The sequence below is a fragment of the Mesorhizobium sp. B3-2-1 genome (assembly GCF_006439515.1).
Lineage (GTDB): Bacteria > Pseudomonadota > Alphaproteobacteria > Rhizobiales > Rhizobiaceae > Mesorhizobium.
Map to the genome: position 1 here is coordinate 25,614 of NZ_VFTI01000006.1, position 23,327 is coordinate 48,940.

Genomic DNA, 23,327 nt, shown 5'->3' on the forward strand with positions numbered 1-23,327 from the left:
TCGAGCCATTTGCTTTACCTCAGATCCCCGTAAAAGCCGTGGGTCGGCCTGTGGTTCCGATGGGCGGCCTGACTCGTAATTCGGTGTCCGAAAGCGTACAAACCTCTGTCGCGATAAGCGGCGTCAGCTAGAAATCTGCTGGATAGCCCTGCCGGGAAACATGTCGACCGGCTGTCCGCAGATCTTGCACTTATAGAAGTGGTCGCCCTCGTCGGAGGGCTCGTGCGGCTTGCCCTTGATGGGCGGTCCAAGGTCTGAAAGCTTCGTCATGGGGCCAGCAACATCCCGCCTTGCTAAAGGTTCCCGGAACCAATCGCGATCCGGCCTGAACTCCTATATGCTTCGCGGGAAGCATGGGACCTTCAATGGCATTCACCGTCATCTGGTATGGACGAAAAGGCATCATCGACGAGCTGACCTTTGACTCTGAGAAGGTGGCTAAGGATCATGCAATCGCAATGTTCCAAACTCGAAGAGGTGACGACGGGGTCATATGCGTTGAGGTGCGCAGGGACAACGGGATGGTCGTCTTCAGCCATTCGGAGAACTAGCGAGGCCCCAAGGACTGCCGCCCCTCATGTCGGCTTGTCCACCAGCGGCTTTTTTCTCGTCGGCAGCCTGTATGCGCTCACCAGCCTGACGACAGCGGCATCGACAGTGACGGGAACGCCCAGGTTCACCGTCACGCGGTTTTTGTCGAGTAGGTGGGTAACGTTGCCGATCAGCTCTATGTGCTGGCCTTTCCGCACATTCGTTGACTGATCGATAATGGAATGGGGCTGACCATAGGAGGGGATGGAAACGCTCACGCGATCCTCTGTCACCCGCCGCCGAACGGTCGCGGTGATTGCGACCTCATCGCCGATGTTGATGCCCTTCGCCATGGCGTGAGTCTGGAGCGGCTCGCTGCGGAGTCAAGATAAGCGGAACCTAATATGGGCCGGCTGCTTATGGAAAAATGAGCACACGCGGCGCCAATTTCCTCGACCGGTGGATCGCAGAGCATCTGCCTGATGCGGTGACCGACGACCCGGCCGCGATAAATGATCTATAGTCCGTGATGGAAGCTGCGGACCGAGAGGGCATCGCGGTAAGCGAGATCTATGAGGAAGTCGGCAGCGTCTTCGAAGTGATCGCGGAGGCGATGCGGCACGGCGATGGCAGTTTACCCGAGGCCTTCCCATAAGTCCCGGCTTATGCAAAATCCGCAGTATGTCAATCCCAGCAGATTGAGCCATTCGGCGACAGCGTGCACAGGCCTGTCGCTGACCATAGATTCAATCTCTGGTCAGCCCGCGCCTCACCCTGGAGAGGGTTATTCCCTTGGGGCTTCTTGACAGACTTCGGCGGCGTGAGGCAATTTCGCGCGCCTTGAGAAGTCAACCGGCGGAATACCTATGAAAAAGAACTACGTGAAGCCGGCGCTGGTGAAGCGCGCGAGGCTGACGGCAGTTGTCGCCGTTTGCATCTCTAGCTGCCTGATAACCTAGCTAACTGAGTTTCAAAGCCCGCTGGCTCCGGCCGGCAGGCTTTTTGCGTTATCCGGCGTGGAACAATCGGGAAAACCCCACCGGCGACATGCCTGACATTCTCCTGGCCGCTGCACGATTGCAGGCGGCTCTCTCTAACGCGGACGAGAACAGGCGGAATGATGGAGACCGACGCAGCGCCTGAGGGCTAGCGCGGCGGCCTGCTGCCTCGTCGCGCGTCAGCCAGCAGTCGTGCGGTGCTGCTTTCGCGGGCAGCACGTTGCGAGTGTGCTCCATCTCCGGGCGCGCCGGCCGGGCTCGGTGTCCTGATGATTCTGCGGCTGCCAAACCAGGCCAAGTTCATTCCGATTGACCAACGAGTCACGTGGCGAAGGCGACGACGGCCAGCCGGATCTTCATATTCGACGAAGAACGATCGAGGCGGCGTTCGAGGGGCGCGTTTCAAAACGCGAGCCTTTCGCCGGGAATGTCGAGGTCTGTTGGAGCGTTTTGTCACCGCACCCATTGGTTCCTCGCCGCCGGAAAAGTTCGCTCTAACAACGCTTGCCGTTCCCTCTGGCTACGCCGCCCTTCGGGCAGCCGCTCGGAACGGGTGGTCGATGGTGAAGCTATCGGGCCGAATTCCCCGCTCAACCTGGCTCCAGGTTACAGGATGAGCGATTGGCAATCCCGGTCGGGCTCGTGGGGAGAAGGCGCCCACCGCTGTGTTGCCGCGCCCGTTGCGAAGGTAGTCAAGAAAGATGCGGCCTCTTCGGGCGTCTGGGACGGCCGAGAGCAGATAACGATCGGGACGTGCATCGAGGAGGCACTGGGCGAGCGACTTGGCAAATTGCCGGGCACTGTCATGGGTCATCTTTGTTTCAAGCGGGGCCATCAGGTGGATGCCCTTGCCCCCCGTTACCTTCGGCCAGCTCTCCAGACCTGCCGATGCGATGATTTCCCGGAGGGCCTGCGCGGTCTCGATTACTTCCGCCCATTCGATGCCCTCGCCGGGATCGAGGTCCAGGACCACGCGATCAGCATGTTCGATATCGTCTACGGTAGCGTTCCAAGGATGGACCTCGACGACATCCATCTCGACCAGTCCGAGCAAGCCTGCCAGGTCGTCCACCCACACACGAACGCCTTCGCCGCCCTCGCGCTTCCGGAGGCACAACTGATGCACGGCCGCAGGGATCCTCGGTAGCGTTCCCTTGTGGTAAAAGGTGGCGCCTCGCGTATGGCGGACCAGCTTCAGCGGTCGCTCGCCGAGATAGGTCAGTGCTTGATCAGCAACCCGCTCCCAGTAGCGCACAAGCTGTTCCTTCGAGGGGCAAACCGCATCGGGGAGCAGCTGCAGGATGTTCTCGCGAGGAACCCCATGGTCCCGGTCCGCCTCTCGTCTCTTTGATGGAGCGGGCGGCCTTGCCGGGATCGACACGAGGTCTTCGCGCAGGCCCTTGAACACTGCCTCGCGCAGGATCCCACGATCGGTGGCGCCGCTGAACTGCACCTCGGCCAGAATGTCCGGCTTCACCCAGGTCGCTTTCGGCTTGTCGACGGCTATCGATAACGGCGACCTTTCGATGATCAGCGGGTCAAGCCGCTCACGGACACGCCGCGCCGCCTCCAGCGTATATCCACTCTGGGCCTTGCCGGCATAAAGCAACCGGTCGCCCTCGCGCCGGCCGATGTACAACGATGCGATACGGCGGGGCTGGGCGCCGAGTTTCTCGACGAAAGCCACAATCGGAAAAGTGTCGCTCTTGATGCATTTCACCTTGAGCCAGCTCGCCTGGACACCTGAGCGATACGGGGCGTCCGCTCGCTTGGACACGATCCCCTCCAAGCCCATCCGGCATGCATGTTCAAACACGTCATTGCCGCTCACCTCCAGATGCTCGGCAAAGGTCAGTGTCGGCGCCGCGTCTTTCAGCAGCTGCTCTAGCGCGGCCTTCCGCTTCGTCAGTGGCTGCTGCCGAAGATCGCGCCCGTTGAGGTGCAGCAGGTCGAACGCATAGAAGATGATCTTCGGCGAGTTTGGATTGCCCAACTCCCGCTCCAGGGCTTGGTAGTCGGGCAACCCGGTTTCGCCGAGGACGACAGCTTCCCCGTCAATGATTGCCCCTTTAACCGGCAGGTTCGCTGCCGCCTGGACGATACCCTTGTAGCGATGCGACCAGTCGTGACCGCGGCGCGTGAAGGCGCGTGCCGAATGGCCTTCGACTATTAGCTGTGTTCGGTAGCCATCATATTTGATCTCGTGAAGCCAGTCGCTGCCCTTAGGCGCCCTCTCGACTAGCGTGGGCGATTGAAACTCGATAAATGAAAGCCGGTCTGCGGCGTTACTCATGCATCAGCGACACCGGGAACCGCGACTCAAGCCGCAAGGCGGCAATCGGTTCCGGAGCATTTTAGCAAAATTGAATGTTAAGCCGAGTGGGACGACGAAGCTCGAAATGGACAGCCGCCATGGCAGTAAAGATCGGCGATGAAGTGACACTCACCGTGACAATCCTGAAGGTGCTGGACGACGGCATGGCGAGCGTGAGCATATCTGCGCAAACCCTGCAGCCGGCCTACCAGGAGCGGATGGCCGGCCTAGCGGGCTGTTGAAGAAATATCTCGTTTGGCTTTGAGGATCGCCTCGGCGCCATGATGGTAGGCGAATGTGATCTCGATCGAGCCGTCGTCAAGCAATTCAGCAAGAGCCTCGCCAGTGACCTCGTCCATTTGTCGAAGCCGGCCCATGTGAAGAATACCATATTGGGGCCATAGCTGAGATCGACGCCATTACAGGGCGAAAGGCGATCTCACCGTGGTTGCCCGCTTCGATGGTGATAGTGGCGGGATCGACAAGGTCGGGATGATCGCGATCCCAAAGATCGGCCTCGACGATCCGCCAGCGGCCGACCATAGGGTTCGACCATGTGCAGCGCCGCCACCCGTTCGGCATGCCGTCGGCTTGCCTCAGGCAAGCATCGACCAGCAGGCCATGGCGGTTCTCCATCAGCCCAGGCCCCATGAGGCAGAGCTTCGCCTCCTTGCCCCGCCCCTTGCGATAGAGCCTCGCATCCGGATCGGTGGTCGATGCATGCGTCTTGTTAGATCGCTTCTGGCCATGGAAGCTTCACGCTCTTCATCGATGCCCACGATCAGCGTGCCGTCGACCGAGAAGTGATCCGTGGACAGAAGCTTCTTCACCTTGGGTTGCGCCAGGACGGCCGCCAGGAACTTCGCCACGATGTCGCCTTCCAGCAGCCGGTCGCGAACACCGAATGCAGGCCAGATCGTCGATGCCGATGCCCACGAACCAGCGGAACAGGAGGTCGTATTCCAGCCGTTCCATGGGCAGTCGCTCAGAGCGGATTGAATAGAACGCCTGCAACAGCATCGCTCTGAGCAGCTTCCCCGGCGGGATCGATGGTCGCCCGAATACAGCGCGGCAAAATCCTGCTCCAGCGCCGCCAACGCCTCGTTCACGATCCCCCGAATACGGCGCAAAGGGTGATCCCGCCGCACCCGCGCCTCCAGGTCCACGTAGCTGAACAGTTCGCCCGCCTGTCCGCCCGCCCCGCACGATTCACTTCCACTCTTCGTGATCAGAGTGAATCACGAACCTGGGACTGTCGCGAGCCCTTTTTCAACAGATGGGGTGATTGGGGTCTCGCCCGAGCCAGATTGAGGGCGGCTACTCCTGTCGGGATGTTAGAACGTGGTCGCCTTGGAGCGCCACAAACATCGGGAAGGAGCAGCCATGAAGTATTTTGCTGGATTAGACGTATCTTTGGAAGAGACCGCGATTTGCGTCATTGATGAGAGCAGTCGGATCGTGAAGGAAACACGAGCGGCGAGCGAACCGCAGGCCTTGTCCGAGGCGTTGCGGAAGCTCGATCTGCCGCTGGAGCGCATCGGGCTGGAAGCGTGCTCGCTGACGGCCTGGCTTCACGATGGATTGTGCGCCGAAGGCCTGCCTGCGATCTGTATAGAGACGCGCCAGGCCAATGCGGCCATGAAGACGATGCCTAACAAGACGGATCGCAACGATGCCCGCGCGCTTGCGCAGATCATGCGTACGGGCTGGTATCGGCAGGTGCATGTGAAGAGCCGGCAATGCCGGTTGTGGCGCGCGCTGTTGGTGGCCCGCCGTGCTGAACGAGATGCGCAGCATAGAGAATGTTGTGCGCGCCATCCTGCGCGAGGCCGGTATCAAGCTCGGCACGCCCTCGCGCACCGCCTTTGCTGATCGCGTGCGCGAGCTGGTCGGCGCCGACGCCGAGGCGATGGTGATGGTCGAGCCGCTGCTTTCGATCCTCGGCTCCATGCTCAAGGAGTTCGCCCGCCTGACCAAGCAGGTTCTCGACATCGTCCGCAAGGAGGAAGTCTGTCGGCGACTGATGAGCGCGCCCGGCGTCGGGCCGATCACCGCGCTCACCTTCCGCGCCACGATCGACCGGCCGGAGCGGTTCGGCTCCTCGCGGGCAGTGGGAGCGCATCTGGGCCTGACGCCAGCGCGATACCAATCCGGTGAAACCGACATTCAGGGCAAGGTCAGCCGTTGCGGCGACGAACTCGCCCGCACCGCCCTCTACGAGGCAGCACATTCGCTACTCGTGCGCTCGAAGAAATGGTCGAGCTTGCGCGCCTGGGGCATGAACATCGCCAAACGTCGCGGCATGGCGCGAGCCCGCGTGGCGGTAGCCCGCAAGCTGGCCGTCATCCTGCATCGCATGTGGGCCGACGCAACCGAATTCCGCTTTGGAAAGGAAGCCGCCGGCCCCACATTGGCATGAAATAGAACAAGGAACAAAAACGAACACAGACAGTAGTTCGCCCGAGAGGGTGATCCGGATCGTTCCCGTGGGACGATGGGCAAGGCGATCTCGTTAGCAGGCACGATCCTGGGGAATTCTCCAAGGTCGTTCAACAGATTGAGACGCCTCGCTCTCCCTGACCCCATCATGCGGCGGCTCCGCGCCGACCGCGAAGAGAAGCGAGTGACCCGCGGGGCGACATGATCCGGAAAAATATCAGGAGGAGCTTGACCTCAACGACCCCAATCAGAGAAGCCTGCTAGCTAGTAGAGCGAGGGGCGAGACTTACGAGTTCACGCAACCAACTCAGTTTGCCGGCATTAATATCGGAAAGCGCCGGAGGAGGCCTATGCTCCCCTATAGCGTGCCTCGGGAATTTGAGATCGGTGACGAGGTCGCGTTGACGGGGACGGTCACGACGATCCTACCTAGCGGACGCGCCAAAGTAAGCATTCCATCGTATGACCCGCCCTATTCGGTCGACCCGCCACCTAAAACCCGCGCTGGAGATAGAGTCGTTCTTGTTTGGGACATCATCCGGATCGATCGCGAAGCCGACAAGTTGACGGTACGGATTCACTGCGGCGGCGTGATCACCGTCGGCTGCTCGGCGGTTACCAGGCTGAGAAAGCACCGCCGTCATCACCGCGCTGACGCTCGGCGCATACCACGGAGAGTGCGCTCTGCGGTCCGAGGCGCTAGCTTTACTATTTGGGTTCACCAGTCTGTGGCGTACCAGCTCCGAAAACGAGCGGCGTACAGTTTGGCCCGTTTGTGAAAGACGGCCTGCTCACCCGCCAATCTGTATGCCGAACTTGTACCCAGACAGAGGCACCGAGTTGATCGAGTAAGCGTATCACTGAGGTCTCCTTCTTGCTATCCAACCTGCCCTGCGCGTTTATGTTCCAGTTCACACTTGCACGGCAGCCAGGAAGCCGATGTCCGACGGATGCCAGCGCCGGCTTCGTCGTCTCGCAGCCGGGTTGATATTTAAAAGCGCGATGCGCGCGGTGGATCGGCAGTCCAGATGGCCAACCCCAAATCAAGCAATCGAACAAGAGATCGGGGATTGGTCGTGCCGCGCTAGCGATGAGGACATTTCGGACGAGGCTGGCCTTGGCGTACAAATCGCATTTCTTCCTGACTGGCCAACACTCTCGGTATTAATTCGGAACGATTTTTCGGCTCGTGAATTTAAGGAGGTTAAAGGGGTTCGAGATCTATATGGAACAAAGGGTTTTGGGTGCCGGAGCCTTTGTGAAGGGGTTCGCCGACGAGAAGAGCCGCGAACGGCAGGCCTCCGATTTTGTCGTAACCAGCGAGTTCGAGGATTTCTTCGAGAATGCGGCAGTCCCTCTCCACCTGGTTGCGAATGACGGAACCATTCTTCGCGCCAACCGCGCCGAACTGGACATGCTCGGCTACACGGCTGACGAATATGTCGGCCGCAGCATTCGTGACTTTCATGCTGATCCTGCCGCGATCGACGAAATTTTGAGCCGCCTGTCGCGGCGCGAAGACCTTCAAAATTACCGCGCCAGGCTGCGGGCCAAGGATGGTTCCGTGCGTTGGGTGGAGATCACATCCAACGTGCGTGCGGTTGGCGGGCGGTTCCTCAGCACGCGCTGCATTAGCCTTGACGTCACCGAAAAGGTCAACGCGGAAGAGTTGTTACGAGAACACGAGCAGAGGCTCGCTGTCACCTATCAAAGCGCTGGGACGGGCATTGTAGAGGCGGATGCCGAAGGCCGGCTGCTTCGGGTGAATGCCCACTTGTGCGACCTGTTGGGCTGCGCGCCGGAGGATCTGGTTGGACGGTCGATTTTTGATCGGACCTTCCTGGCTGATGTGAAATCCGACCGCGAGCAGTACCGGCAACAAGTTGCTGGAGAGATAAAAAGCTACACGATGGAGAAGCGATTCGTTCGCAACAATGGGTCGCTGTTCTGGGCGCTCGTGACGTCCTCCAGCGTCTTCGACGCCAAGGGGCAGTTTCGTTATGCGGTGCGCGTGCAGCATGACATCAGCGAGCGCAAGGCGATAGAAGCCACACTTGCCCGAAGGGCGGAGGAGCAGGCTGCGCTGCATCGATTCACCGAAAGGCTGCAGCATGCCCGCACACCGGCTGACGTCCATGAGCCTGCGCTCGACGCAATCCAGCGTGCGCTGGGTTGTCAGCGCGCTTCGATCCTGTTGTTGAACGATGGGGTCATGAAGTTTGTCGCTTGGCGAGGCCTCTCGGACGCTTATCGCGCCGCGGTAGAAGGTCACTCGCCCTGGCCGGCGGATTGCGCTGATCCTCAGCCGATTTGCCTGGGCGATACGGAAAAAGCCGAGCTTCCGGAAGAACTGAAGCGGACAATCCGAGCCGAGGGCATCGGCGCGGTTTGCTTCGTTCCGATAGCGGAGGGAGGGCGACTGCTTGGCAAGTTCATGGCCTACTTCGACCAGCCATGGGATTGCTCCGCCGACCAGGTCGAGGTCGCCCGCACAATCGCTCGCCAACTCGGTTTTGGAATCGAGCGCCTGAAGGCACAGAATGCCGCCCAACAATTGGCAGCGATCGTGGAGTCATCCCACGATGCGATCGTCAGCAAAGATCTCAACGGCATCATTTCGACCTGGAACCGAGGCGCCGAACGCCTGTTCGGCTATTCGGCCGCGGAAGTGATCGGCAAGCCCATCACCATTGTCATCCCGGGTGACCGGTTGGACGAGGAACCGCTGATCTTGGGCCGCATCCGCAGGGGTGAACTCGTCGACCACTTCGAAACGGTGCGCCGCCGCAAGGATGGGACACTGGTGGATATTTCCCTCACAATATCGCCGGTGCGAGACGCAAACGGCCGTGTCGTCGGTGCTTCCAAGATCGCGCGCGACATAACCGCTCAAAAAATAGCTGAAGCCAAGGTACGCGACAGCCAGCGTCACCTTCAGGATCTGCTCGCCGCCATTCCTGCCGCGATCTACACCACCGATCGCGATGGCAAGATCACCTATTTCAACGAAGCCGCGGTTGCACTTGCCGGGCGCACCCCGGTAATCGGCAGTGACGAATGGTGCGTGAGCTGGAAGCTCTTCTGGCCCGACGGCACGCCGCTTCCCCACGATCAATGCCCGATGGCGATCTCGTTGAGAGAAGGTAAGCCGGTCCGCGGATACGAAGCGGTTGCCGAGCGGCCGGACGGAACCAGGATCCCGTTCATCCCCTATCCGACACCGATGCGGGACGCGGATGGGTACGTCATTGGCGGCATCAACATGCTGGTCGATGTCAGCGAACGAAAGCAGGCCGAGACCCAGCAGCGGATCTTGCTCGACGAGCTCAACCATCGCGTCAAGAACAACATGATGATGCTGAAGTCCTTGCTTTCCGTGGCGGCGAGGACGAGCCGAAGCCCGGAAGCGCGCGACATCCTAGACGAGGCAAGCAAACGGGTCGCTGCGATGGCGGCGGCACAGCGCGTTCTTTACGATACCGCCGACGTGGGGAACTTCAGCGCGCAGCCCTTCCTCGGGGCGGTTTGCGAGACTGCCAAGCAAATGTTTCCACAGAATGTACGGCTGGTTTGTGAAGCTGACAGTATTCAACTGCCAAACGACGTGGCGATGCCGCTGGCCCTCATCGTCAACGAGCTTTTGACGAATGCGGTGAAATATGGCCTGAACGGCAGCGTCGGCGGGACCGTCCACGTCAGCATCAGAAAGAAGGGGGAGGGCAATTCTCTGGTGGTCGAGGATGAAGGCTCCGGTTTCGACCTGAACTCTGTACGCGGGACGTCCTCGGGACTGCGGCTGGTCGAGGGCCTCGCGCGGCAGATCGGCGGAAATTTCGAGGTTCATCGAGGCCCATGTCGATGCACGGTGACTTTTCTCTCAAACCCCGTTGGAGATCGGCGTTGAGAACGGAAACCGTGATGACCGAAGTTAGCTCCGCCGGAGAGTTCGACCGAGCATTCAAACCCCGGCTGGCTTTCTCGCGAGACGACATGGGCGCCGGCCCGGCAACGCGCATGGCCGGTAGGTCGATATTGATCGTCGAAGACGATTACCTGATTGCGCTCGACGCGGAAGCCGGACTGACCGCGGCGGGGTTCTCGCTGGCAGGAACGGCGGTTAGCGCCGACCAAGCTGTCAGCATCGCGCTCTCGACAAGGCCTGCCCTTGTTCTCATGGATATCCGCTTGCTGGGAAAGCGGGACGGAATTGATGCCGCACTGGAACTCTATCGGGACCACGGCATACGAAGCATATTCACAACGGCGCATGGCGACCATGAAGTGAAGCTCCGAGCCGAAGCGGCAAGGCCGCTTGGCTGGGTGCAAAAGCCCTACTCGATAATGGTGCTGGTCGAGGCCATCCGGAATGGTTTTCAAGAGCTCGACCAACAGAACTGAGTAGCGGCTGACCTAGTTGCAACATTGCTGGAGTACATGACGGCTGTCACGTCTCGGCGGGGTCGACCGACGAGGCATGTCGGGCCGCCGCTGTGATCATCCTGGAACCTTGGCCAGACGCACCTTCAATTGCGGCGAGCTTTTGAAGTTTTAAATTCTCCTCTACGTCTGCGCTTCTTGCAACCCGACTTAGAGCTCGGTCACCTGTTTTGCACGGTATGCGACGTTGACCGGTTCGATATGACGATCATCATTTCTGAATCGGGCACAGCCCGTCGCCTCATTCAGCGACGGGCCTACCAGAACTTTGATTAGTTATAGATCTTGATGATCTTCCGGGTGCTCGGCTCCACGAGGACTGTCCGGTTGTGGACCACGACATAGCGATACTTGACGTTGGGAACCTCGCGAAGCTCGACGGTGTCGGGAAGCGCGGCGCCAATGTTGAGTTCGACGCCGGGGACTTCCACGGAAGCGAGGGGCTGCTTGTGCACGTACTCCTGAATGACCGTGTCCTGTTCAGGGGCGATAACGACGTCCTGGGCTGCAGCCACGCCGACACCGGCAAGGAGCAGAAACGAGGCGGCGGCAGCGGTGAAATGCATTCTCATGTGAAAGCCTTCCTGTGAGCTTGGGCACAATCGCCCTGGGTCGAACGTGTGCGAATCCGAAACGTTCCAAGCCCACACTTTAGGCCTGATTCCATCCCGGACTTTGGGCTTGGAATGATGCTGCAAAGGTCTGCGTTCAGCAAAACCAGGGAACCGCCATATGACTGGGGGCGTTGACAGTCGCAATTGGGGAGGAAGCTCATGGAAAAAAGTATTGGCCAGGCACGCTGGTTGCTGGCACCCGTATTCGCGATGGCGATTACTTTCCTGGCGGTCGGCATAGCCCTTGTTTGACGGGGCCACGAGATCTGCGCAGCTATGTCCCTTCCTGCGCGGATAGGGCTCGCCCGCTGCTCGCAAGTGTAGCGAGCGAGCCCTAGAAGAGGCGCCAAGGATTCTTTACACATCGTTAACATAGGTAATTCGGCTTTAGCAGGCCTTGGGTGTTTCTTCAGGAAGATGGGGAAGAGGTGTGGCGCATCGGGAGCGCGAAATGATAGCCTACATTGGCCGAGCCGGAAGAAGCTTCGAGGCTGCAATGATCCTGATCATGGCCGTAGCAGCAATCGGAATCGTCGTAGTCCTCACCACGGGAATTCTCTGAAAACATCAGAGATCACGGCCGCTTTGTGTGCTGATGGCGGCCTCGTCGACTCTGTTTTCGACAGGTCGCTCCAGAAGGTGGCCTGCCAGCGTTTTGTGTCTAGAAGCGACGCCTTCCTCAACTCGTCTCGTTGTGCTTGGTGGGCTCTTGGACCCGGAAAACCGCTCCGTGTGGTTGGGCGCGGCAGGGGATGAGCGAGAGCCTGAATCCTTTGTTCGCAAACTTCGCGCGGTACATCAAAGGTTAGCGACACATTGTGCGCTGTGTCGCATAAGTGTGAGGTCAGCGGCATGTAACGGGCCCCGCTGCTTGGGAGATCACGCGCTCTCGCTCGTTTGGAGATGTTTGATGCTTGACCGCACAATTCGCACGGACACCCTCTACCCGAACGACCTGGATACGCTCCGTGCGGTCTTCGACACGATGTGCCGGGAGTTTGCCATTCTGCCGGACGCCTCGGCGGCCCATTCCATCGCGAGAGAACTGATCAGGCTTTTCCAGAATGGCATGACGGATTCGGCCATGCTGATGATTGCCGTGCGCGCGCGTTGTCAGGGCGACTGGAAAATGGAAGGCAGCAACGCAGCCTGACTTCCGACGGTCAGGTGCGCACGGTCTGGCCCCCAGAGAGGCGAAGCGTTCAGCCAGGAAGCCATGCTTGCGGAGATGTAGATGGCGCGGGCCCGACCAGTTGGGTGACGAAAATCTACGACGAGGCGACTTATCTCGTTGTCACACCTGGATTTCGATCTGGTCGCCGCTTCAGGGGAATCGGAACGGTCCAAAGGAGCGACGAACGTACGTCATGAGGTCCGGCTCGAGCCCGGATTTCTTAAGTCACCGGGGCGAGTCGAGCTCGCCGTTCCTGATGGCATCGGCTGGAAATCTTTCGTCCGATGTCTTTAATTCCTGAAGACAAACGATGTCGTAGTGCGTTTCGCTCAGCCATTTGAGCAGAACCGGCAATCGACCGTTGACGCCGTTCACGTTCAAGGTCGCGACTCGGGTCATCAGAAGCTTTAAGGCGACCTGTTCATAAATGGCGCTCTCCGTTGGCGAGTTCGGCAATCCCGTGTTGCGCGGCCTCAGATCCTCATTCATTGCCTGCAGCCCGTCCGTGGCGGCTGAAGGCATGGTGACAGTGCCTTGCAAGAGGCCATTTTCCTCAGTCGATTCACACCACATGTCGCGATGCTGGCGACCCACGCATCGGACTTTTCAACCAGCACGCGTCGTGCGGCCGGCGAAAGAGGAATAGCCATCCATCACACTCTCGACAGGTACAGCCCGGCTGCTGACGGTTGTGCGGCGATTTTGAAAGGTGGAGCGATATGCCGCTTCGATGCAGTTTTCGCGGCATTGGGGTGCAAGGTGCGCTCCCAACTCGCCCTTGCTGTCGGCGCGAGATGTCGCGAGGAGGGCTACGTCACCGTCGATGAGCACCAGCGGACTTCCGTCGACGGCATGTACGCCATCGGTGATGTTGTAAAAGCGCTGAACCAGATAGCCGTCGCCTTTGGACAGGCTGCGATCGCTGCGTCACATGTCCATAGAGAGCTTACCCTCCCTGCCGTTTGAGCGGTATCAAGCATTGTCTTTGTCTGGGGAACAAGCTGTCATCCCGAAGGTTGGGCACGGCGGGCACCGAGCAAGACAGTTCCTCGCAGGCACTGACATGGCGTTCGACGGAGATGGACCGAAGCTCTCGACCGTGCTGCTTCTTGCCGCATTGGCGGCACTTGCCGGATCAATCACGTTCGCGCCAAACGGGCGCTTGCCGGCCGGGCGGACGGGTGTCTGATGGAGATTGACGGCCTGCAGCCGGACTTTGACATGACCGACCAACCTCCAGCCGACATGCAGTCGGTGCTTCACCAGAACATACAGGCGCTTGTCGACGACAGGCGACAACAGGAGGAGCACGAAGACGTTCAGGTGCGAATTGCAGGCGCCATTTCGCGCTTCGCGGGAAGCATGACCTTTGTCTATTTGCACCTTGCAATTCTTGTCGTCTGGATTGTAGCGAACCTTGGCGCGATTCCCGCCGTCCCAGCTTGGGATCCGACTTTCGTAATCCTGGCCATGGCCGCCTCGGTCGAGGCAATCTTCCTGTCCACTTTCGTGCTCATCAATCAGAACAGAATGTCTGAACACAGCGAACGCCGAGCGGAGCTGGACCTGCAGATCAGCCTTCTCAACGAGCATGAAACCACCCGGCTCATCGAAATGGTGGCTGCGTTGACGGAGCGTCTTAAGGTTTCGACACCCGCCGACGAGGAGCTGCCGCAACTGGCCGAGAATGTCGATCCCCGGCAGGTGATGACGCAAATCCAGCAAGCTTCCGGAGATCAGGAGGAACCTTGAGCGAAAACGACAATGCCCGGGTCGGGTGGGGCGCCGCAGAGACTGATCCAACGAGAGCTCACCGCGAGGAACATTCGCTGCAGTTCAAGGTTCGGTTGCAGGCCTGCAATCCTCCATCATTGTCTGGGCCTTGAGGCTGACAAAGCAGCTTCAGCCCGCCTCGGCCTTGCCCGAGGCGGGCTTTCGTGGCTCCGTCGCGAACCTGCGGCGGGTAAGGCTTCGAATTCAGCTAACAAAAGACCGATGCGTGTCAGATGGAACCAAGTTGACGCCGAAGTCGTGGTCGTGCGACTTGGGGAAATCCCGATGAGCGATGGCGCTGTTCTGATCGTCGAAGATGGGACGATGATCCTGCTCGACCTCGGGTCAGCTTTGGAGAACCTGGCTTCCAGGTCGACAGCGAAAAAGCGGCCGAGGCGCTGGCTGCATTCGGCCTAATCCCAAGAGGTTCGAGGCCGTGCTCACCGACATCCGCTTCGGGGTGGAGGTCGCTCGGCATTATGGAGGTCCAACTCGACAATGCCAGGTATCAGTGGGGACAGCGCGGTTTTTCTCAATTTGTAAAGGCGCACCAAGGTCTGGAACCTCACACCCCGGGATCGGACCTTGGCTCTGACTGTTCACTAAGCGGCTTACTCCGGTCGATTTGGCTTTGTGCTTCGTTCTACGAAGACGTGAGGAACATTCTTTGCCGTCCAGCGTTAGGGCGCGCGCCGGACAATGCTTGTTGTACAATCCTTGTTCTCCGGCATCAGAGGCTGGTATCAACAGCTTCAGGCCGCCTCGGCCCCGTCCGAAGCGGATGGCGCGGGAGTTGAGATGCGATGCATAGAGATGCCTTCACCCCAACAGAACTTGCCGTACTGAGCCGCGTCCTTGCACGCAGCAATCTCAAAAACGAGACCGAAACCGAGCGAGAACAGCGCGCATCGCATCCTGGCTTATTATCAAGCCGGGATCACGGACGAGAACGAACTTGAACAGCTTTCCCGACAACCCCTGGGAAGGTGAGGACTAGTCTCCGTCTTCAGAGCTTCCGCCTCGTGACCGTCCTGGAAAGTACACGTCGCGATAGAGTGCCAGTTGGATTTGTCTTCCTGCAGGCAAGCTCGTCGAGCTTTCGGTCGAGTTCGTCAAGCCGTGAGCGATGCTCGCGGGGCATGTCCGCATCAGTCGGCAGATCCAGCAACTGGCGAAGCTGGCGACGGCTGGCGTCCGACGAAATCCACTGACGTATAAGACGGGCTATTGCCTTCTGTTGCGGCTTGCCGATTTCTTCCATGTTGGAACCCGAGCTTGTCCGTGGGTTCGAACTTGGCGGGCCGCTGATGGTTCCCTTTCATGCATACAAACAGTAGCGGTTGAGCAACCGCGGCGCGGTGCGGACATCGGGTTTGAATTCATCTCATCAATCTGATCTCAAGTGAGAGGCTCAACCGCAGAATCTTGTCGCCATTTTCGTCACGCACCTCGACAAACAATTGCTCTCCGTCGACGCTTTTCAATGCATCTCTCGTCAGATCGACAAGGCCCTCGAATCCGACGCGGCGGATCTCTTCGATGCCACCGCATTCGACACCTATCTCATCCTGCAAGACTATATCGCGATCGCCGCTGTCGAAGAAAAAACGTGCCATCGAGAGCTTCCGTCACAACTAAGCTGCGGGGTTCTTTTGGTGCAGGTAGGTCGTGTCGAAATCTCCTGCATGGGTGAGGCCGGGCCAGTCGGTTGCATGCACTCGCGACCCCGTGGTGGCGATGAGGCCTTCACGTCGTAATTCCTGAAGCGTTCGGTTGACGTGAACCGTTGACAACCCCAATGCATCGCCAAGGGCTGCCTGGGTGATGGGAATATCCGCAACGTGATCCTGAATGCGTCCGACCGATCGCAAGCGAAAGATGAGTTCGCATAGAATGTGAGCCATGCGGGGATAAGCCTCCCGTCTCCCTACATTGGTAACCCACTCCCTGTATATTGCGGCGTCGATCAGCGTCGACCGCCAGAAAGCGGTAGCGATGCGAGGGTGCTGGTCGCAAAGGTTGCGTAGAACGTCGTGTCGCATGAAGCCCATTCGGGCTGGCGTCAGGGTCGAGAAATTGCAATCCATGACAGACAGATGCAGCCCGTGCAGATCCGGAATGTCCCCGGCGACGAAGAAAGATGTGATCTGTCGCTTTCCATCGCCGGTGTATTTGGTGGAGCCGACCAAACCATCCAGAACCACAAACGAGTAAACGGGATGGTCGCCCTCCCGCACCAGGTCGTAATTGGCCGAAAAATCCTTCTCCTGGATCGGTATGCTTTTCAAAATCGCAATTTCAGCCTCTCGAATCTCCGAGATGGTCTGAAGCTTGCGGACAAGTACATCCGAGGATGAAGTGGGAGACAAAATGGCCACCTAGCTGATTTTGCCTACCGAACTTTTATCCATGCCAAAAGTTCCGGATAGCGGTGAAGGCTTCCGAGCCGGCTACCGTCGCGTGGGGTCCCAGTTCTGCGCTTCCTCTTAGGATCTGTTTGACGGAACGCGATCAATCGTACGCGCCTCCACTGCCTGGCCCCTTCAATGCGCACCACAGGAACAGGGTTGCTCCGCTGACGTTCACCACTGGGTGCAAGGTGAGGTTTCAGTGAACAGACCGATTTCGCGGACGGAAACTATCGAGGAGGCCGATCATCCGTCGAATGACAGAAAACGTCCGGGAGAACAGGGCGTCCCGCCTTCTGCGGCAATTGCGGCGGCGCTGGCCGACTCGCTGGAGGAGGGTCCGAACAAACATCTGGTCCATATCACCGCCTCGGAACGCAGCGCCGAAGAAATCGCCGGGGCTTTGCATCAGTTTCTGCCGAGCGCGGACATCATCTTCCTGCCCTCATGGGACTGTCTGCCTTACGACAGGGTGTGGCCGACACGCGCCAATATGGGGCGGAGGCTTTGCGCGCTCCGTGAGATCGCAAGCGAGCCCAAACGTGCGCGCGTCGTGGTTCTGTCGATCGAGACCACTCTGCAGCGAGTGCCCCCCGCACCAGTCATCGCCAGCGGCTTCACAATCCTGGAGCCCGGACAAAGGTTCGACCCGGATGATTTCCGAACGAGAGCCGAGGCGGTCGGATACGGTGTCGACGAGAGAGTCGATGAACCGGGAGAGATAGCCTTTCGGGGCGACCTCATGGATATTTTTCCCGCCGGCGCCCATCACCCCGTTCGCGTCGTCCTCGGTCCGGATAGCCGCATCCGAGAACTCAGGACATACGACCCGATCAGCCAGCTTAGCGAACGACCGCGTGAGTCGATCACGGTTGGACCGGCGTCCGAACTGATTTTTGAAGCGGGGAACCATCCCGAGTTGGCGGCCATGCGCGCGACGTCGATGGAAGATCGCCTTGTCGCCTTGTATGTCGGTATGCCATCAGTATTGGATCTGGCATCCAGCGCCTGTGTCTCCTTGCCAGAAGGTCTCGAGGGCCCGCCGCTCGATCGGTTCCTGGACCTGATCGAAGACGCACGTCGTGCCAGGCGAGAGGTTACCGGGCCAGAAAAGCCCCTGCCGGCACAGTTTTACCTGTCGCGTGGGGAATGGGACGCCGTAGTTCGAAAACACTGCAGAACAAATGCTACTGTTTCGGCCACCCGAGTTGCCAAATTCTATCAGCAAGCGCGATCCCGGGATCAATTCGCCGAGTTCGTCGAAAGGCAGACAAGGTCGGGCGTCAGCGTGGTGTTCACGGGAGAGGCCCCTGAACTGCACCGAGCGGATCGTCTGCTCGATCGGAAGCTTGGCCGGCGCATGGAAGCGGCGGCGGACTGGCCGCAAATCCGTTCGGCCGAAAGCGGCTCTCTTCTCAAGGCTGAATTCGTCATCGACGACGGGTTTGTCGACGAGCAATCCTGTGTCGCGGTGGTGACGGCGACCGACCTATTTGGTCCTGCCTTGAAGGCAAACGGCAGCGCGGCCAGCCTGCTCGAACCCGAGTTGCGCATTGGCGATGTCGTCGTCCATGAGGACCATGGCCTGGCCGTGCTCGTGGCGGTCGAACAGGTCGACTTGGCCGGGCAACAACAGGATGTCGTCAGGCTGGAATACGATGGCGGAGCTTCCTTGCTGGTTCCGGTCGATGAGTTTGGGCTTATATGGCGCTACGGGTCGGAGCCCGGTGCGGTGCCGCTCGATCGCTTGAACAGCGACGGGTGGCTCAGCCGACGCAAGGCTGCGTTGCGCGAGATCGACAGGCTAGCCAGGGGCCTGGTGGGCCTTGCCAAGGCCAGGTCCAGCCAGCCAGCCGAGATCATAAAACCTTCCCGCCAGGACCTGGCCCGGTTTGCGGCGAAATTTCCCTATACGGAGACTCCCGACCAGGCTGCCGCCATCCACGACGTGCTCGACGACCTGTCGTCTGGGAGAACAATGAACCGGCTTGTCTGCGGCGATGTCGGTTTCGGCAAGACTGAAGTGGCCCTGCGTGCCTGCGCCGCCGCAGCCCTCTGTGGGAAACAGGTTGCGGTAATAGCGCCGACAACGGTCTTGGCACGGCAGCACTACGAGACGTTCAGCCGCCGATTTGCGGGAACTGGCCTCGAGGTCGCCCACCTTTCAAGAATGATCGGAGTGGCGGAGGCGAGAACGGTCAAGGAGCGGCTGCGGAGCGGCCAGCTCGCCGTGGTTGTGGGTACGCAAGCCCTGGCTGCCAAGAGCGTCATCTTCGCCAATCTGGGACTGCTGGTGATCGACGAGGAGCACCGGTTCGGCGTCAAGTTGAAGCAGGCGCTGCGGAACATGGCGCCCCGCCTTCATACGCTGAGCATGAGCGCCACCCCGATACCGCGGACGCTACAATCGGCGATGTCGGGTGTCCAGGAGGTCAGCGTCCTCAACTCTCCGCCCGCCAAAAGACGCCCCGTCCGCACGATCCTGGCGCCCTTCGATCCAGCTTCGGCTAGAGCCGCCCTTTTGCGCGAATTTCGCCGGGGCGGACAGAGCTTCCTAGTGGTTCCGCGCATCGAAGACATCGATCCGGTTCGCCAGCAGCTAAACAGACTGGTGCCGGAACTCGCGGTCAAGACGGCGCATGGCGCAATGAAAGGGAGACGGCTAGACGAAATCATGGTGGGATTCGCTGACGGTGACGGCGACGTCCTGTTGAGCACAGACATCATCGAGAGCGGCCTCGACGTACCGCGGGCCAACACCATCCTGATCTGGCGGGCGGACAGATTCGGTCTGGCACAGTTGCACCAGCTTCGCGGCCGAGTCGGAAGGGGAGCGGTGCAGGCCATTGCCTTTCTTCTGACCGAGCCTGGCGTCGAACTGGCCGAAGGCACAAGAGCTCGACTTTCGACCATGATTGCGCTCGATCGGCTTGGCTCCGGCCTCGCGATCAGTCAAAGAGACCTCGACCTGCGCGGGGCAGGAGACCTCTTCGGCGAAGATCAAGCCGGGCACATGAAGCTGATCGGAGCGGGCCTTTATCAGCATTTTCTGGAGCGGGCTGTCTCGCTGGCTGGAGGTGGGGCCAATCCCGACAAGCAGCTTGCCGACATCAACGGCCCCGGCAATGGGGCCTTTCCCGCAAGCTACGTCAGCGAGCCCACGGTGCGTGTCGGCCTTTATGCGAGGCTGTCTCACATGACTTCGGAGACGGACCTCGACGCATTCGGCGAAGAGCTTGAGGATCGCTTTGGAGAGATTCCCGGCGAAGTCGCGGATTTTCTGGAACTCACCAGGTTGCGCATAGTCGCGGCGGAACTGGGCGTCAGCAAGATCGATGTGGGGCCCGAAGCCATCGCGATCACCTTCCGTAAGAAACCGGTGGCATCCGAATGGCGCTTCAAGAACGCACAGGGCTTCGAGTTCCGCAACGGTCGATTGATTTTCAGGCCATCGATCCCGCCTCGCGGTTCAGATATCGATGCCGTCCGCGCGGTGCTCGGCGCCTTGCGTGCCAGGGCCGCCAGCCGACTATCCAGGCGCGATCGGTTCCCGGGCGACTAAGGCCGAGGCAGGGACTGTCGACCAAGGGAAACATCGATGGATAACGAAGGCGCGTCCGGTCTCCACGGTGATAACCCGATCGCCGTTACCGATCGCGCTATGCCTGATGTAAAGGAATTGGCTGCGATAGCCTTCCAACGGACGCGAATGCCGATGGCGGTAACTGAAGCCACCCAGAAAAATCTTCCTATCGGAATTGCTCGCCTATGTGCCCGCCCTCGGTGCGGCGCGGGCCGCCCAGCGCTGAGGCCTACGCACAGCCGCGCGCTTCCGCCGCTCACCAAATCTTGAAGCCGCGGTTGGAACAGACCGTCCGGCTTCAGGTTAGCAAACTTGCCTCGCCGCAGGCGCAAGACGCCCGCGGGCGGCTATCCCAAGACCTCGCAGGAATGATCATGAAGACCCATCAACTGCCGCACGTCACCGCTAGTGGGCCGCTCGTCATCATCACGGCGGCGGTGCTGGCGTCCGCGATCGCCTTCTATTACTTCGCGGCCCCGTTGACCGGGGTAACCGGATCCGCCGGAGCCATGCTCGTGCTCATCGCCAGCTTGGCGCTTGCGCTGGACGGCCTCGTCTTGCGCTTCAGAAATAGCGGGCCCGTTTTCATCCTGGCCTGGATCTTGGGCCTTCTGGGAGCGCTCGGCACATTCACTGCCGCCGTCTTTCTCCACGCTTGGTGGCTCGTGGCGGTCGTTGCCGTTGTGCTGGCCGGACTGTTGATCACGCTAGGTTTCCGCCAGACCAAGACTTAGGACACAACCATGAGAACTGCTGTCTTCCGCTCGGCCCTGAGCTTTGCCGTCTTTCTGTTGCTGGCGTTTGGCCTTCATCCCGTCTCTGCCCAAAATGACAACAATTCACCCGAGTCACAACCGGGCGGCATACCGGATGCCGCTAAACAGCCGAAAGAGACGAGCGGGGGCAGCAATCCTTCGGCCGTGGATCCAGGATCGCCGAAGGAGGCGGCAACAGCCCCGCTGCCTGCGCCCAAGCCAATTCCGCTGATCCCGCCTGGACCGACCTGGAACAGCTTTCACGGCCAACTCAACGGCCAAAAGTATTCGCCGCTCACCCAGATCACCGTGCGAAACGTCGGCTCGCTGCGTAAGGTATGGGAGGTGCATACCGGCGATATGTCGGATGGCTCAGGCGCATTGCCGGCGTCCGTCTGGTCCGCAACCCCCATTTTCGCCAATGATACGCTTTATATCGGGACCCCCTTCTACGGGGTGCTGGCGCTCGATCCCGGCACAGGGGCGATCAAGTGGAAGTTCGAGTCCAAAACCACCTTGAAAGCCTTGACACAGCCGGCTCTCAAGAACCGAGGCGTCGCTTACTGGGAGAGCAAGAAGCCCATTGCGGGCGAGGGCTGTCAGAAGATCGTGTATCTCGGCACCATGGACGCGCACCTCTTCGCGCTGGACGCCGATACCGGACAGCTCTGCAAGAAATTCGGCTCGGCTGGCGTGCTGGACGTGAACCAGTGGAACGATGTCAATGCCAAGTTTCCGCTGTCGCTCTTGCAGCCGCCGACCGTGGCGGGCAATCATGTCATCATCGGCTGGGCCGGCAAGGATTGGGCCTATGCCGAGGCGCCTCCCGGCACGGTGTTCTCGCTGGATCCGCAGACGGGCGCGCGACAGTGGTCGTTTTCGGCGCTGCCGTCGCGGATCGCCAGACGCACCGGCACCGCCAATGTCTGGACGGCAATGTCCGTGGACGAAGGGCTTGGGCTTTTGTACCTGCCAGTCTCCAGCCCGTCGCCGAACTATTGGGGCGGCAACCGTACCGACCCGATACCGCTTGCAACGTCCACCACCGCCCTGGACCTGGAATCCGGCAAGGTCGTCTGGTCGCGACAGTGGGTTCATCACGACATCTGGGATTACGACATCAATTCGGCGCCCACGCTCATGGACATCACTGTTGCGGGCAAACAGATTCCCGCCCTGATGCAGGCGACGAAGATGGGCTTTCTGTTCGTGGTCGACCGGCGCACCGGAAAAGACGTCTGGCCGATCGAGGAGCGCCCCGTGCCTGCCGGAGACGGTGCCGTGCAAAGGGAGGTCTACGCCCCCACCCAGCCATTTCCGACCAAACCCGCGCCGCTGCTGGACCAGTCCAGAAAGCCACCAATCTGGCGAATAGCTGATGTCGTCGGCCTGGGCGAGTGCAGCCGGTTATGGGACAGCCTTTCGTACCGTGGCATGTACAGCCCGCCCACCCTCAAAGGCGACGGCGTGCTGGCTTACCCGGATTCGGCGGGCGGAGTGCAATGGGGTGGGGTCGCATTCGATCCTAACACCCAAACTGCGGTGGTCAATTTCTCGCACGTCGTCCAATCCATAAAGCTCTATCCCCGCGCCGAATACGAGCGGCTTGCTGGCAATTCCGGCAATGAGCAGGGCTACTATCCACAGGAGGGCGCACCGTACGGCATGTCACTGCGAAACGCTCTCAATTGGCTTGGCATGCCCTGCTGGGCGCCGCCCTTTGGAGAAATCGCGGCCATCGACATGACCACCGGCGACATCAAGTGGCGCCGGCCGATGGGGGCGTCGCAAAAGTGGGGCTTCTATATGCCCGAAGACCTCGGCTCCGTGACGATTGGCGGCCCCGCGGTGACGGCAAGTGGTCTGATCTTCATCGGCGCTTCCATGGACGCCAAGGTACGCGCCTATTCGCTCGCCAGTGGCAAGGAACTGTGGTCCGACATCGTCCAGGCGCCCGCCGTGGCCAATCCGGCCGTGTATGAATATCACGGCCGCGAATACGTCGTGTTCGTTGCCGGCGGCAACACCATTCTGAAGCATCAGGTCGGTGATCAGGTTGCCGCTTACGCTCTCCCGGGGCCGTAGCCACGAAATGCCGGTCTTGTCGGGACCGTTGGCAAGCCCATGTTGGGGGCGCTGCAGCGCTGTGATCGTGTCGCGGATTCAACATCGGCCACGCCGGGAGGCCGTGAAGGGTTGGTTCGAATGAGAGCTGGGAACCGCCAAAGCGCAGGGATGGCGCTGTGCAGGGCGCGCAGGGGCGAGGTCGAAGGACGCGCCTGGGAAACGTGCGATTGCCAC

At 60.1% G+C, this 23,327-nt stretch carries 17 protein-coding genes and 3 pseudogenes; 11 read left to right on the forward strand and 9 right to left on the reverse strand.

The window, feature by feature from the left end:
- Nucleotides 1-123 precede the first annotated feature (123 nt).
- Nucleotides 124-270 (reverse strand): hypothetical protein, encoded by a 147-nt coding sequence (locus tag FJW08_RS32340; RefSeq protein ID WP_181178801.1) that lies wholly within the window; start codon nt 268-270, stop codon nt 124-126.
- Between the two features lie 305 nt (nt 271-575).
- Nucleotides 576-884, reverse strand: a complete 309-nt coding sequence (locus FJW08_RS08110; RefSeq protein ID WP_140764508.1) for a hypothetical protein — start codon at nt 882-884, stop codon at nt 576-578.
- Between the two features lie 74 nt (nt 885-958).
- On the opposite strand from FJW08_RS08110, the gene FJW08_RS08115 reads away from it, so the two are divergent.
- The gene (locus FJW08_RS08115; protein WP_140810092.1) at nt 959-1,054 is read left to right on the forward strand and encodes a DUF768 domain-containing protein; all 96 of its coding nucleotides are present in this window, start codon (nt 959-961) and stop codon (nt 1,052-1,054) included.
- 995 nt (nt 1,055-2,049) lie between these two features.
- On the opposite strand, the gene ligD is transcribed toward FJW08_RS08115, so the two are convergent.
- Nucleotides 2,050-3,822: a DNA ligase D gene (ligD, locus tag FJW08_RS08125; protein WP_140810094.1), complete on the reverse strand. Its 1,773-nt coding sequence runs from the start codon at nt 3,820-3,822 to the stop codon at nt 2,050-2,052.
- Nucleotides 3,823-3,941: 119 nt separating this feature from the next.
- Between ligD and FJW08_RS32345 the strand changes: the two genes are divergently transcribed.
- Entirely contained in the window at nt 3,942-4,085 is a 144-nt protein-coding gene (locus tag FJW08_RS32345) for a hypothetical protein (protein ID WP_181182872.1), read from the forward strand.
- On the opposite strand, the gene FJW08_RS33240 is transcribed toward FJW08_RS32345, so the two are convergent.
- The gene (locus FJW08_RS33240) at nt 4,071-4,202 is read right to left on the reverse strand and encodes a hypothetical protein (protein WP_263498634.1); all 132 of its coding nucleotides are present in this window, start codon (nt 4,200-4,202) and stop codon (nt 4,071-4,073) included. The genes FJW08_RS32345 and FJW08_RS33240 overlap by 15 nt on opposite strands.
- 167 nt (nt 4,203-4,369) lie before the next feature.
- Nucleotides 4,370-5,072 (reverse strand): annotated as a pseudogene (locus FJW08_RS08135) (transposase); the annotation flags it as partial.
- 154 nt (nt 5,073-5,226) lie between these two features.
- Between FJW08_RS08135 and FJW08_RS08140 the strand changes: the two are divergent.
- From FJW08_RS08140 to FJW08_RS08155, 3 genes and pseudogenes are all read left to right on the forward strand, one after another.
- Nucleotides 5,227-6,262: pseudogene (locus FJW08_RS08140) on the forward strand (IS110 family transposase).
- A gap of 1,245 nt (nt 6,263-7,507) precedes the next feature.
- Complete coding sequence (locus FJW08_RS08150) at nt 7,508-10,186, forward strand: PAS domain S-box protein (protein ID WP_140810095.1); 2,679 nt, start codon at nt 7,508-7,510, stop codon at nt 10,184-10,186.
- A complete protein-coding gene (locus FJW08_RS08155) occupies nt 10,183-10,680 on the forward strand; it encodes a response regulator (protein WP_224613781.1) in 498 nt (165 codons plus the stop codon). The genes FJW08_RS08150 and FJW08_RS08155 overlap by 4 nt, the downstream gene beginning before the upstream one ends.
- A 311-nt stretch (nt 10,681-10,991) precedes the next feature.
- On the opposite strand, the gene FJW08_RS08160 is transcribed toward FJW08_RS08155, so the two are convergent.
- On the reverse strand, nt 10,992-11,291 hold the full coding sequence (locus tag FJW08_RS08160) for a DUF1236 domain-containing protein (RefSeq protein ID WP_140764496.1): 300 nt from the start codon (nt 11,289-11,291) through the stop codon (nt 10,992-10,994).
- Between the two features lie 952 nt (nt 11,292-12,243).
- On the opposite strand from FJW08_RS08160, the gene FJW08_RS08165 reads away from it, so the two are divergent.
- A complete protein-coding gene (locus FJW08_RS08165) occupies nt 12,244-12,486 on the forward strand; it encodes a hypothetical protein (protein ID WP_140810096.1) in 243 nt (80 codons plus the stop codon).
- Nucleotides 12,487-12,762: 276 nt separating this feature from the next.
- Here FJW08_RS08165 and FJW08_RS08170 read toward each other — a convergent pair.
- Nucleotides 12,763-12,906: pseudogene (locus FJW08_RS08170) on the reverse strand (endonuclease/exonuclease/phosphatase family protein); the annotation flags it as partial.
- A 135-nt stretch (nt 12,907-13,041) separates the two neighbouring features.
- Here FJW08_RS08170 and FJW08_RS08175 point away from each other — a divergent pair.
- Both FJW08_RS08175 and FJW08_RS08180 read left to right on the forward strand, forming a co-directional pair.
- Nucleotides 13,042-13,473: an FAD-dependent oxidoreductase gene (locus FJW08_RS08175; RefSeq protein ID WP_224597684.1), complete on the forward strand. Its 432-nt coding sequence runs from the start codon at nt 13,042-13,044 to the stop codon at nt 13,471-13,473.
- A 255-nt stretch (nt 13,474-13,728) separates the two neighbouring features.
- Entirely contained in the window at nt 13,729-14,259 is a 531-nt protein-coding gene (locus FJW08_RS08180) for a DUF1003 domain-containing protein (protein WP_140764554.1), read from the forward strand.
- Between the two features lie 1,400 nt (nt 14,260-15,659).
- Here the strand turns inward: FJW08_RS08180 and FJW08_RS08190 are convergent.
- Entirely contained in the window at nt 15,660-15,896 is a 237-nt protein-coding gene (locus tag FJW08_RS08190) for a hypothetical protein (protein WP_140764490.1), read from the reverse strand.
- Nucleotides 15,897-15,914: 18 nt separating this feature from the next.
- Nucleotides 15,915-16,649: a Crp/Fnr family transcriptional regulator gene (locus FJW08_RS08195; RefSeq protein WP_140764551.1), complete on the reverse strand. Its 735-nt coding sequence runs from the start codon at nt 16,647-16,649 to the stop codon at nt 15,915-15,917.
- 241 nt (nt 16,650-16,890) lie between these two features.
- Between FJW08_RS08195 and FJW08_RS08200 the strand changes: the two genes are divergently transcribed.
- From FJW08_RS08200 to FJW08_RS08210, 3 genes are all read left to right on the forward strand, one after another.
- Entirely contained in the window at nt 16,891-20,250 is a 3,360-nt protein-coding gene (locus FJW08_RS08200; RefSeq protein ID WP_181182873.1) for a DEAD/DEAH box helicase, read from the forward strand.
- 299 nt (nt 20,251-20,549) lie between these two features.
- On the forward strand, nt 20,550-21,005 hold the full coding sequence (locus FJW08_RS08205; protein WP_140764484.1) for a hypothetical protein: 456 nt from the start codon (nt 20,550-20,552) through the stop codon (nt 21,003-21,005).
- A 9-nt stretch (nt 21,006-21,014) separates the two neighbouring features.
- Nucleotides 21,015-23,111, forward strand: coding sequence for a pyrroloquinoline quinone-dependent dehydrogenase (locus FJW08_RS08210; protein ID WP_140810098.1), 2,097 nt, complete (start codon nt 21,015-21,017; stop codon nt 23,109-23,111).
- Nucleotides 23,112-23,327: the final 216 nt, after the last annotated feature.